At 52.5% G+C, this 12,690-nt stretch carries 9 protein-coding genes; 6 read left to right on the top strand and 3 right to left on the bottom strand.

What is annotated here, in order from left to right; all coding sequences use genetic code 11:
- The first annotated feature begins 17 nt into the window (after positions 1 to 17).
- The 5 genes from H8K47_RS07375 to H8K47_RS07355 all read left to right on the top strand — a co-directional run bounded on the left by H8K47_RS07375 (position 18) and on the right by H8K47_RS07355 (position 8,052).
- Positions 18 to 1,439 carry a sigma-54-dependent transcriptional regulator gene (locus H8K47_RS07375; protein ID WP_186880877.1) on the top strand — a complete coding sequence of 474 codons (1,422 nt, stop codon included), beginning with the start codon at positions 18 to 20 and terminating at the stop codon, positions 1,437 to 1,439.
- A gap of 467 nt (positions 1,440 to 1,906) precedes the next feature.
- Complete coding sequence (locus tag H8K47_RS07370) at positions 1,907 to 4,822, top strand: ribonucleoside-diphosphate reductase subunit alpha (protein WP_186880760.1); 2,916 nt, start codon at positions 1,907 to 1,909, stop codon at positions 4,820 to 4,822.
- Between the two features lie 133 nt (positions 4,823 to 4,955).
- Complete coding sequence (locus H8K47_RS07365) at positions 4,956 to 6,119, top strand: ribonucleotide-diphosphate reductase subunit beta (RefSeq protein WP_186880759.1); 1,164 nt, start codon at positions 4,956 to 4,958, stop codon at positions 6,117 to 6,119.
- A gap of 420 nt (positions 6,120 to 6,539) precedes the next feature.
- Positions 6,540 to 7,412, top strand: a complete 873-nt coding sequence (locus H8K47_RS07360) for a hypothetical protein (protein ID WP_186880758.1) — start codon at positions 6,540 to 6,542, stop codon at positions 7,410 to 7,412.
- Between the two features lie 91 nt (positions 7,413 to 7,503).
- Positions 7,504 to 8,052, top strand: a complete 549-nt coding sequence (locus tag H8K47_RS07355; protein WP_186880757.1) for a YggT family protein — start codon at positions 7,504 to 7,506, stop codon at positions 8,050 to 8,052.
- 6 nt (positions 8,053 to 8,058) lie between these two features.
- Here the strand turns inward: H8K47_RS07355 and H8K47_RS07350 are convergent, their stop codons facing one another.
- The gene (locus H8K47_RS07350; protein ID WP_186880756.1) at positions 8,059 to 9,066 is read right to left on the bottom strand and encodes a LacI family DNA-binding transcriptional regulator; all 1,008 of its coding nucleotides are present in this window, start codon (positions 9,064 to 9,066) and stop codon (positions 8,059 to 8,061) included.
- A gap of 135 nt (positions 9,067 to 9,201) precedes the next feature.
- On the opposite strand from H8K47_RS07350, the gene H8K47_RS07345 reads away from it, so the two are divergent.
- Complete coding sequence (locus H8K47_RS07345; RefSeq protein WP_186880755.1) at positions 9,202 to 10,476, top strand: amidohydrolase family protein; 1,275 nt, start codon at positions 9,202 to 9,204, stop codon at positions 10,474 to 10,476.
- A 66-nt stretch (positions 10,477 to 10,542) separates the two neighbouring features.
- On the opposite strand, the gene hemL is transcribed toward H8K47_RS07345, so the two are convergent.
- Positions 10,543 to 11,823: a glutamate-1-semialdehyde 2,1-aminomutase gene (gene hemL, locus H8K47_RS07340; protein WP_186880754.1), complete on the bottom strand. Its 1,281-nt coding sequence runs from the start codon at positions 11,821 to 11,823 to the stop codon at positions 10,543 to 10,545.
- Between the two features lie 30 nt (positions 11,824 to 11,853).
- Entirely contained in the window at positions 11,854 to 12,684 is an 831-nt protein-coding gene (gene thiD / locus H8K47_RS07335) for a bifunctional hydroxymethylpyrimidine kinase/phosphomethylpyrimidine kinase (RefSeq protein ID WP_186880753.1), read from the bottom strand.
- Between the last annotated feature and the right edge of the window lie 6 nt (positions 12,685 to 12,690).

The following is a 12,690-nucleotide window of genomic DNA, read 5'->3' as shown; positions in this document are numbered from 1 at the left end:
CTAACAGTTGCCCAAAAATCCTAGTCGTCGACGATGAAGCTCATTTGCGTGAGCTGCTAGAGATTACCCTGATTAAAATGGGGCTTGATGTCGACAGTGCGGAGAATCTCAGCGTGGCACGCAGTTATCTGCAAAAAAATACCTATTCTCTGGTATTAACGGATATGCGTTTGCCCGACGGATCGGGGATGGAGTTGGTAGAGGAGTTGAGTGCCAGCGATAAGAATACACCGATTGCCGTGATTACTGCTTTCGGCAGTGCTGACAATGCTGTTGTTGCGCTCAAGGCGGGTGCTTTTGATTACGTGTCCAAACCGGTTGCGCTTGATCATTTGCGTAAGCTGGTGCGCTCTGCGCTGGAAATGCATGAAGTGGCGGTTGCACCGGTCAGCAGTGCTCACGATGCCGGTCAGCGTGCACCTTCCTTCCTGATCGGCAGTTCAGCAGGGATGCAGATGGTGCGCAGCCAGATCGACAGGCTGGCGCGCAGTATGGCACCGGTGATTATTACCGGTGAATCCGGCAGCGGAAAAGAACTGGCTGCACGTGAAATTCACAAGACCAGCGCGCGTGCCGCACAGGCATTTGTCGCGGTGAACTGTGGTGCGATTCCGGAGAACCTGATGGAAGCCGAGTTTTTTGGCTATCGCAAAGGGGCGTTCACCGGTGCGGTGGATGACAGGGATGGATTTTTTCAGGCCGCGAATGGCGGCACCCTGATGCTGGACGAGGTCGCTGATTTGCCACTTGCGATGCAGGTCAAATTGCTGCGTGCCATCCAGGAGCGTCGTATCCGTAAAATCGGCTCTACGACGGAAGAATCTGTCGATGTCAGGATTATCAGCGCGACCCATCAGAATCTGGCTCGTTGTGTCGAAGAAGGGCGCTTCCGTCAGGATTTGTATTACCGCCTGAACGTGATAGAACTGCATTTGCCGCCGTTGCGCCAACGTTTGGAAGATATACCAGAGCTGGCGCAAGGCATGCTGACCAGGCTGGCACAAACGCCAGTCAGTCTGGCACCGGCTGCATTGCAGGCTTTGTTGCAATATGATTTTCCTGGCAATGTCCGTGAGTTGGAAAATATTTTGGAACGGGCGCTGGCATTTGCCAACGATGGTTGTATAGAACCCGGCGATCTGATGTTGCGTGGCACACGCAGTGAGCCACATGCCGCGTCTGTTTCAGTTGCAGCGGCGCCGACAGGCAGCGGCAGTGCCCTCGATTCTGGCACTGCACCTGCGACAGCGGAACTCCTGTCGGAATTGGCCTTGCCTGCCTTGCCTTGTTCTCTGCCCGACTTTCTGGAGCAGGTGGAGCGTGAAATGATACGCCGTGCTTTACAGCAGACCTATCAGAACCGGACTCAGGCAGCAGAATTGCTGGGAGTCAGTTTCCGGCAGTTACGCTATCAAATACAGAAGTTAAAAATACAATAAATCGGGCAGAATGCAGTGCTTTGTAAAAGCATGCTTATGCTGTTCGTCAAGTCCTCCTTCTCACGTTAATCTGATCTGAAATGGCTTTCTGTTAGTGCTCACTTGCAGTGCGGGACGGCATTTTCTGTGAGCCTCAGAAAGTCAATTCCCTGCGGGGAATTTTCATCAAAAAAATAAATATTTTTTCAATCAGAAAGCGCTTGCTACTGCCGCAGTGTGACACTAGAATTAGGGCTGTTGAGAAAATATGCACTATATCTAGTGTTTGATCTCATGATGAATTCTATGTTTTACCTTTCTTGCTTCACATCCCCCTCTAGCATTAACTGTTACACAAAGATGAGATTTACATAGCATGCAGCTATGTCAGGCAGTCTGTCGTAAAGCGCTGTACCCAATTAATCCCTCGTCGTGCTGCCTACACTGTATGCAGTGCGGCGCCCAGAAATTACTGAACCGGAGGCTCAATGCACTCTTCAACCGAAACATCCACGCTGACTCATTCCGATATTCCTGGTCTGCTCAATCCTGTTAGCGGATCTGCTGCGTCCAGCGGCCAATTCAGTCAATACATGGTGATCCGTCGTAATGGCGCAGTCGTTGGTTTTGAGCCATCAAAAATTGCCATTGCGATGACTAAGGCCTTTCTCGCAGTGAATGGCGGTCAGGGCGCGGCCTCGGCACGTGTCCGTGAACTGGTTGAGCAATTAACTGCGACAGTAGTTGCTGCGCTGATGCGCAGACAGCCTACCGGAGGCACGTTTCATATTGAAGATATCCAGGATCAGGTCGAGCTCGCATTGATGCGTTCGGGTGAGCACGATGTCGCGCGCGCCTATGTGTTGTATCGTGCCAAGCACCAGGAAGAGCGCCGCCTGGCACAGGAAGCCCAGCGTGCGTCCCAGGCCAGTCTGCCACAGATCCATGTTGTGATCGATGGCGAAAAGGTCGTGCTGGACGTAGAAAAAGTACGTGCCATGATCGCGGCTGCCTGTATCGGTCTGGATAAACTGGCCGACGCAGAAGCGATCCTGACTGAAACCCTGAAAAATCTGTACGACGGCGTACCGGTTGAAGAACTGCATAAATCTGCAATTCTGGCCGCACGTGCCCTGATGGAAAAAGAACCGGCTTACAGCCAGGTGACTTCCCGTCTGTTGCTGCACACAGTACGTAAAGAAGTGTTTGGCAAAGAAGTCGCACAGAATGATGCGGCTGCTGAATACATCACTTACTTCCCTGAATTTATCCGCAAAGGGATAGAAGCGGATCTGCTCGATACCCGTCTGGCTGAATTTGACCTGGCTACGCTGGCTAAAGCACTGGTGGCTGATCGTGATCTGCAATTCAGCTATATCGGTTTGCAGACTCTGTATGACCGTTATTTCCTGCACATCCGTGGTACCCGTATTGAAATGCCTCAGGCTTTCTATATGCGTGTGGCGATGGGCCTGGCGCTGGAAGAAAAAGACCGTACCGCACGTGCGATTGAGTTCTACCATTTGCTGTCCAGCTTTGACTTTATGAGTTCGACACCGACGCTGTTTAACTCCGGCACACAACGTTCGCAATTGTCGTCCTGCTATCTGACTACCGTGTCGGATGATCTGGCCGGTATTTATGATGCGCTCAAAGAAAATGCCTTGCTGGCGAAATACGCAGGTGGTCTGGGCAATGACTGGACACCGGTACGCTCATTGGGCGCCCATATTAAAGGCACGAATGGAAAATCACAGGGCGTGGTGCCTTTCCTGAAAGTGGTCAACGATACTGCGGTTGCAGTCAATCAAGGTGGTAAGCGTAAAGGCGCAGTCTGCGCCTACCTCGAAACCTGGCACATGGATATTGAGGAATTCCTCGACTTGCGTAAGAACACCGGTGATGACCGCCGCCGTACGCATGACATGAACACGGCTAACTGGATTCCGGATCTGTTCATGAAACGTGTAATGGAAAAAGGTGACTGGACGCTGTTCTCCCCATCTGACGTACCGGATCTGCATGATAAATTCGGTAAGGCATTTGAAAGTGCTTACCTTGCTTACGAAGCTAAAGCCGCCAGCGGCGAGATCGAACTGTCGAAAAAAATCCCGGCACTCGACCTGTGGCGCAAAATGTTGTCCATGTTATTTGAAACCGGACATCCATGGATCACATTCAAGGATCCTTGCAATATCCGCAGCCCGCAGCAGCACGTCGGTGTGGTGCACTCCTCGAATCTGTGTACCGAAATCACCTTGAATACGAATGAAAGTGAAATCGCTGTATGTAATCTGGGCTCGGTCAATCTGCCAGCGCACATGAAGGATGGCAAACTCGATCACGTCAAACTGCAAAAAACCATACGCACAGCGATGCGTATGCTGGATAACGTGATTGATATTAACTACTATGCGGTACAGAAAGCACGCGAATCCAATCTGCGTCACCGTCCGGTCGGCATGGGTATCATGGGCTTCCAGGATTGCCTGCACATCATGCGTGTGCCATATGCATCCAACGAAGCAGTGCAATTTGCTGATACCTCGATGGAAGCTGTCTGCTACTACGCTTACCTGGCATCGACTGAGCTGGCCGAAGAACGCGGCACTTACAGCTCGTATAAAGGTTCGTTGTGGGATCGTGGCATCCTGCCACAAGACTCGCTCAAGCTCTTGATGGAAGAACGCGGCGGTTATCTGGAAGCGGATTTCAGCGAATCCATGGATTGGACAGTGGTACGTGAGCGTATCAAGCAACACGGTATGCGTAACTCGAACTGCGTGGCGATCGCACCGACTGCGACCATCTCGAATATTATTGGTGTCTCAGCCTGTATCGAGCCGACCTACCAGAATCTGTACGTGAAATCCAACTTGTCGGGTGAATTTACTGAGATCAATGAATACCTGGTGCGTGATCTGAAACTGCGTGGTCTGTGGGATGAAGTCATGATCGCCGATCTGAAATACTTCGACGGCAGCCTGGCACGCATAGACCGGATTCCTCAGGATCTGCGCGAATTGTATGCGACTGCATTTGAAGTCAGCCCATCCTGGCTGGTGGAAGCTGCATCGCGCCGTCAAAAATGGATAGATCAGGCGCAATCCCTGAATATCTATATGGCTGGCGCATCCGGTAAGAAGCTCGACGAAACGTACAAGCTGGCCTGGCTGCGTGGTCTGAAAACGACTTACTACCTGCGTACCATCGGTGCTACCCATACAGAAAAATCGACCACCAAAACAGGTGCCTTGAATGCGGTTGCGGTAGATGGTGGGGCCGGTGCATTCAGTGCTGCTCCAGTGGCAGCAGCCCCGGCAGTGGCGCCGGAAGCAGAGGGTGCCGCTTGCTATCTGCGTCCGGGTGATCCTGGCTTTGAAGAATGTGAAGCTTGCCAGTAATAAATGCAGCTTGATTGTATCAACCTGTGACAGTCAGCAGACTGTCACTTCTGTGTAATGACAGCAGATGTGGAGCAGGCCATAAGACACTGCTTCCGCTGCTTCAGTACCCAACAATGTAAGGAATAGTGAAATGTTATCTTGGGATGATGAGGCCACCCCGGCTGCGCCGGCACCGAAACCAACTGCCACACCGGAACTGCAAGCCCGTTTGCAAACGCAGGATATCGCGCTGAGCCCGGCGCTGGTCAGCAAACCGGCAGCCGCTGATGAAACTGCGCGTCGCGTGAATGCCGCAGACAAGCGCATTATCAATGGTCAGACTGATGTGAATCAGCTGGTACCATTTAAGTACAAATGGGCCTGGGACAAATATCTGGCCGGTTGCGCAAATCACTGGATGCCGCAGGAAATTAATATGCAGCGCGACATCGAACTGTGGAAAAGCCCGAATGGCTTATCTGAAGATGAGCGTCGTCTGGTGAAGCGCAATCTGGGTTTTTTTGTGACTGCTGATTCGCTGGCTGCCAATAATATTGTGCTCGGTACTTACCGTCACATTACTGCGCCGGAATGCCGTCAGTATCTGCTGCGCCAGGCATTTGAAGAAGCGATTCATACTCATGCATATCAATACATCGTTGAATCGCTGGGCTTGGATGAAGGTGAGATTTTTAACGCCTACAATGAAGTGGAATCGATCCGTGATAAAGATCAGTTCCTGATTCCTTTCATCGACGTACTGACCAATCCTGAATTCAAAACCGGCACCACAGAAGCAGATCAGACTTTGCTGCGTTCATTGATCGTGTTTGCATGTTTGATGGAAGGTCTGTTTTTCTATGTGGGCTTCACACAAATTCTGGCTTTGGGTCGTCAGAATAAAATGATGGGCGCAGCAGAACAGTATCAATACATTTTGCGTGATGAATCGATGCACTGCAATTTCGGGATCGATCTGATCAATACGATTAAGATGGAAAATCCACATTTGTGGACACCTGAATTCAGAGATGAAATTAAATCGTTGTTTTTGCGCGCGGTGGAGTTGGAATATCGCTACGCAGAGGATACAATGCCGCGTGGAGTGCTTGGATTAAATGCGCCTATGTTTAAAGGATATTTGCGCTTCATCGCAAATCGCAGAGCACAACAAATTGGTCTCGAAACTTTGTTCCCTCAGGAAGAAAATCCTTTCCCTTGGATGAGCGAAATGATAGACCTGAAAAAAGAGCGCAACTTTTTTGAGACGCGTGTAATTGAGTACCAGACCGGTGGAGCCCTCAGTTGGGAATAAACGCTTAATCAGCACCACGGGATTCCTGCCAAGGAGTACTCAAGGCTAACGCGAGATGTAAAACTCGAGAGGCCTCACCAAACCGAATGAACAGTCACAGACTACAAAGATTTGTACTGTCAGTGCCGCACTACCTGAGAAATTCAGGTATGGCGGCTTTTGGTCGTTCTTTTCGGAAGTCAAACATACCGACGCCGGCGTAGAACGCGGGCGTTTTTTTTGGTTTGATGTATTCTGCAGGAATAGATAAACCGATATGGCTGAAGTGCTGCATCAAGAGGGGATGCAGCAGTTCAGCCGGTGCCGAATTCATTAGCGCAACCAGCAGACTGTTTGCGCCGATGAATAATCCGCTTGAAAGGATAGAGCGGATTTAACTTTTATCCGATTTTTTTCCATCTCAATTGAAGGAGAAACAAAATGGCAACAGCACCACAAGATCAGCCAGGTTCGCCAGAACCAGCTGGTAAAAAAGCACCGGCAAAAAAAGCGACAGCAAAAAAAGCGGCAGCGAAACCAGCAGCGAAAGCGACTAAAGCCGTAGCGAAGCCAGCAGCGAAAGCAACGAAGGCAGCCGCTAAACCAGCAGCGAAAGCGACTAAAGCCGTAGCGAAGCCAGCAGCGAAAGCGACAAAGGCAGCAGCTAAGCCAGCAGCGAAGGCGACAAAGGCAGTAGCTAAGCCAGCAGCGAAAGCGACAAAGGTAGCCGCTAAGCCAGCAGCGAAGGCGACGAAGGCAGCAGCAAAGCCAGCAGCAAAGGCGACTAAAGCAGCCGCGAAACCAGCAGCGAAGGCAACGAAGGCAGCCGCTAAACCAGCAGCTAAAGTAGCGAAGGCGACCAAGGCAGTAGCGAAGCCAGCAGCGAAAGCAACGAAGGCAGCAGCGAAGCCAGCAGCTAAAGTAGCGAAGGCGACCAAGGCAGTAGCGAAGCCAGCAGCGAAAGCAACGAAGGCAGCAGCGAAGCCAGCAGCTAAAGTAGCAAAAGCGACGAAGGTAGCCGCTAAGCCAGCAGCGAAAAAAACAGCAGCTAAACCAGCAGCTAAACCAGCAGCTAAGGCCGCAACAAAAGCAGTGGCCAAGCCAGCAGCTAAAGTAGCGAAGGCGACGAAGGCAGCAGCGAAGCCAGCAGCGAAAGCGACGAAGGTAGCCGCTAAGCCAGTAGCGAAGGCAACGAAAGCAGCAGCGAAGCCAGCCGCCAAAAAAACAGCAACGAAAAAAACAGCTGAAGCGAAAGCAGTTGTGAATGCCAATGCAGCATGGCCATTCCCAACCAGCGCAAATCGTCCGGCGTAATTCTGAACTGCTTGGATGCCTGTGAGTCTTCAGGCACAATACCCACTGCGTGAATTTTCACCCGGTGGGTTTTTTATTTTGAGGACGACCTGTGCTGCATGAACTTTTGACCTTTGTCGTGGATACGATCACTGGCTTGTTTGCCAGTTTCCTGTTGTTGAGATTTTGGATGCAGGTGCTGAGGGTTCGTCCACCCGCTCCGTTAGCGCAGGCGATATTTCAGCTGACTGACTGGCTGGTGCATCCTATCCGTCGCCTGGTACCCGGTTTTAAAGGCTATGACTGGGCCAGTCTGATCGCGACCTTCCTGGTCGCCCTGGTCGCGATGCTGGTAGATTTTTGGGTATTGGCACAATTTCCGGTGCAGGCTATATTGATCATGGCGCTGTTCCGTGTGGTGCAATGGGTTTTATATGGACTGATGGCCTTGCTGGTACTGGAGGCAATCTTTAGCTGGGTCAATCCCAGTGCGCCGTTTGCACCCTTAATCCGCGCGATGAATGAACCGCTATTAAACCCGATACGCAAAATTTTGCCATCGTTGGGTGGCCTGGATTTTTCGCCGCTGCTCGCTTTGCTGCTGCTGCAGGTAGTGCACCGGGTGCTCAGTGCATCGCTACCTGCATTGCTGATGCTCTGAGCTGCTTCAGGCTTGTACTGGCGCTGCGGTAGATTGCCGGATGATTAGCGAGGACTTCAGCATTTCCCGGCGCAACGGTGCATCCGGCTCAGCGATACGCTTGACCAAGGTTTGTGCAGTCAGCTGCCCGATTGCATGTTTAGGCTGAGCGATCGTGGTTAGCGGCGGGTTGCTGAAAGAAGCCAGTGCAATATCGTCGTAACCGATCACCGATAAATCTTTCGGTATGCTCACGCCAGCGGAATTCGCGGCACAAATACCACCAATCGCCATCAGATCATTGCTGGCAAAAATAGCTGTCGGCCTGTCATTCAGCGCCAGTAATTGCTGAAATGCGTTATATCCACCCTGGCTGGTGAAATCTGCATGAATCAGATAATCAGGGCGAAATGCGATGCCTGCCTCTTCCAGTGCCTGTATATAGCCTGTCACGCGACCACCACTGGGCAGCAGGGTGTCGGGGCCGGCCACACAGGCGATTTTGCGATGCCCCAGTGACAGCAGATAGCGCGTCGCTTCGTAGCCACCTTGCACATGATCGGCTTCAATAAAGTCAGCTGCCACACCGGTCACTTCCCGGTCGACCAGCACTTTAGGAATACCTTCATCCGCAAGTAACTGACTCAGATCTTCATCCGAACCCGAGGAAACCAGGATTAGCCCATCTATTCTTTTTTCCATCAGCACGCGAATATAGGCGGCCTGTTTTTTGGGATCGTCGTAGGAATTACACAGGATGATGTTGTAACCCAGCCTGAACGAAGCGTCTTCTATTCCCTGTATCACTTCCGCGAAATAAGGGTTAGAGTTATTCGGTATCATCATGCCCAGTGTATGAGTGCGATCATTTTTCAGGCTGCGGGCGACGGCGCTTGGGATATAGCGCAGTTCCTGAATTACCGCCAAAACACGTTCGCGCGCATCTTCACTCACCACCCGGGTGTTATTGATGACATGCGAAACGGTAGTGGTGGAAACGCGTGCTTTTTCTGCGACCTGCTTCATTGTTGCCATAAAATTCCTGCCTTTCTGGGTCGTGATTATGACGCAGCTACGCAACTACGGTTAAACTTTTTATACATTAACAGCGCAGACGTATTTACTTGCCGCTCCTGTGACCGGCAGTCTGCTGACAGATAAGGACCGAGTATGAATGATCTCATCGTGAGAAACGCCAGTTTAGCGGATGGCCGTCGTCAGATCGATATGTTGGTCAGGGATGGAAAGATCGTTGCCACCGAACCCGCGATCGCAGTGACAGGCATCCCTGAGCTGGATGCGGGCGGTGATTTACTGTGCCCGCCTTTTGTCGATGCGCATTTTCATATGGATGCGGTACTCAGTTACGGACAGCCGCGCGTGAATCAATCCGGTACGCTGTTGGAGGGTATTGCGCTATGGGGTGAGCTTAAACCACATCTGACTCAGCAGGCCTTGATTGAGCGTGCACTGCAATATTGCGACTGGGCGGTTGCCAAGGGCTTGCTGGCGATACGTTCGCATGTAGATATCTGCGATCCGCGTTTGCTGGCGGTGGAGGCCTTGCTTGAGGTCAAAAAGCAGGTGGCGCCTTATCTCGATTTGCAACTGGTCGCATTTCCTCAGGATGGATTGCTGCGCAGTGCTGATGCCTGGACTAATTTGCAGCGTGCCATCGCGCTGGGTGTCGACGTGGTGGGTGGTATCCCACATTTTGAACGCACCATGCAGGATGGCGCAGAATCGATACGTCTTTTATGTGAATTCGCAGCTGAGCGCGGGCTGATGGTCGATATGCATTGCGATGAGTCAGATGACCCTATGTCGCGTCACATCGAGACCCTGGTTTACCACGCACAACGCTTAGGTATGCAAGGACGGGTTACCGGTTCGCATCTGACTTCCATGCATTCTATGGATAATTATTATGTCAGTAAGCTCTTGCCCTTGATGAAGGAGGCCGGTGTGGCGGCCATCGCCAATCCGCTGATCAATATCACTTTACAGGGACGTCATGATCATTATCCCAAACGGCGTGGTATGACGAGGGTGCCGGAAATGCTGGCGCTTGGTATCCCGGTCGCGTTTGGGCATGATTGTGTGATGGATCCCTGGTATAGCATGGGGGCAGGCGATATGCTGGAGGTGGCGTCTATGGGCTTACACGTCGCGCAGATGACGTCGCAGGCCGCCATGCATCAGTGCTTTGATGCGGTCACACACAACCCCGCGCAGATACTGGGTTTGCAGGGGTATGGGTTGGAGCCAGGCTGTCACGCCGACTTTGTGATTCTGGATGCACGTGACCCGGTTGAGGCTCTACGTTTGCGTCCGGTCAGACGTTATGTGGTGCGACGTGGCCGTGTTATCAGCCAGACTGCCGCACCGATTGCGCAGCTCAGTCTGGACGGCAGACCACAGTCTGTGAATTTTCGTTTGGGATAATGCCTGATCTGATATGAGGCAGAACGGTCATCCCCCATGGGCGTCCATTCTGCCTGCTTACTGGCATCAGAGTTGGCCGAACGCGCGCTGTGCTGCTTCCAGTGTGGCTGCAATGATGCTGCTGTCATGCTGGATGGAGACAAAGCCTGCTTCAAAAGCGGATGGTGCCAGATACACGCCTTCGTCCAGCATCAGATGGAAGAAGCGATTGAATTTTTCTTTGTCGGTTGCCATCATGGCTGCATAGCTACGTGGGATTTCTTTAGCAAAGTAAATACCGAACATGCCACCGACTGCATCGGTGCAGAAGTCGAAACCAGCGGCCTGTCCAGCCGCTTGCAGGCCATCCGCCAGTTGGCGTGTCTGTGCGGTCAGTGTGTCGTAGAAGCCGGGTGCCTGAATCAGCTTGAGCGTACTCATACCGGCCGCCACAGCAACCGGGTTGCCGGACAGCGTACCCGCCTGATACACGCCGCCGAGTGGTGCCATATGCCCCATCAGATCGGCGCGGCCACCAAAGGCTGCCACCGGCAGCCCGCCACCGATGACTTTACCCATACAGATCAGGTCAGCCGCAATGCCGTACAAAGCCTGAGCACCTTGCAGACCAACGCGGAAGCCACACATCACTTCGTCAAAAATCAGGATGCTGCCATGTTGAGTACACAGGCTACGCATCGTTTGCAGGAATTCTTTGTTGGCCGGGATCAGATTCATATTGCCAGCGACCGGTTCTACGATCACGCAGGCGATCTGATCACCAATGGAAGCAAACACTTCTTCCAGTTGCTGGCTGTTGTTGTAGTCGAGCACCAGGGTATGTTTGCTGAAATCTTCCGGCACACCCGCGGACGTTGGGTTGCCAAAGGTCAGCAGACCGCTACCCGCTTTGACCAGTAAAGAATCGGCATGACCGTGATAGCAGCCTTCAAATTTGATGATCTTGTCGCGTTTGGTGGCACCACGCGCCAGACGTAATGCACTCATGGTGGCTTCTGTACCGCTGGAAACCAGTCTGACTTGCTCTACGTTAGGCACGATTTTGCAGATTTCTTCCGCCATCAGTACTTCGCCCTCGGTCGGTGCACCAAAGCTCAGGCCCCGGGTGATCGCCTGCTGCACAGCACTGATCACTTCCGGATGGGTGTGGCCGACGATGGCGGGACCCCAGGAGCCGATGTAATCAATATAGCGCTTGTCATCCGCATCCCAGAAATACGGTCCTTCAGCGCGGGTGATAAAGCGTGGTGTGCCGCCGACTGAACGGAAAGCGCGTACAGGCGAATTCACGCCGCCCGGTGTGGTTTGTTGGGCACGGGCGAACAGGATGTCGTTATTGCTAGTCATGGTAAGAGCAGTCTGATGAAAAATGAAGGGCTAAACAGCGGAATCGGGCAGCGGCTCGCGTGCCCAGAAAAAACGGTCAGGGATGAGCTTGCCCATCCCCAGTTGCTGCGCATGGCGTAATGCGGCATGGGTGAATTCCTGCGCTTCCAGTACCGCCTCCGGAACATCGATGCCACAGGCCAGCAGTGCCGTAATCGCTGCCGATAAAGTAGCCCCGGCGCCGGCATGCGAACCTGGAATGCGTTGCCATACATCGCGCCGCACGACGCCAGTCTCGTTAAACAGGGTGTTGGCAAACTCGTTGTTGCCTGCCTGGGTCCCGGTAACTAAAACAAATTTGCAGCCAGAATCAATCAGCGTCATCACATCGGCGCTCAGATCATCAGCCTCACCCTGGTCTTTCCAGGTTTCAGCCAGGCGGGATAGTTCGACGGCGGAGATTACCAGTACACTCGCTTGCGGGATCAGCAGTTCACGGATGGCGAGGGTCAGGTCTTCTGCTTCGGCTGTCTGCTCGTTCACTTCGGAGTGAAACGGATCCAGTACAAATGGCAGATCCGGATAATCGGATGCAATTTCTGCAATTGCAGTCACATTGTCGACACTGCCCGCCTGTCCGAGTTTAATGGCCGCCACCGGCATATCTTCCAGTACGGAGCGGGCTTGCTCGTCGATCAGGTCGGCTTCCAGCGCATGTATGCTGTCTATTTGGGCTGTGTCGCCGGTCAGCACCGAGGTCACGACCGGTAAGCCATGACAAGCCATGGCAGCAAAAGTGCCGATATCAGCAAATAAGCCTGTTGCAGAGACCGGATCGGAGGCGCCGAAGCTGAGGATGAGAGGAGAAATTTGGTTTTGCACGTTACG

The organism is Cognatundibacterium rugosum, from assembly GCF_014284365.1.
Lineage (GTDB): Bacteria > Pseudomonadota > Gammaproteobacteria > Burkholderiales > Burkholderiaceae_D > Undibacterium > Undibacterium rugosum.
This window is presented reverse-complemented; position numbering and strand designations above follow the sequence as displayed.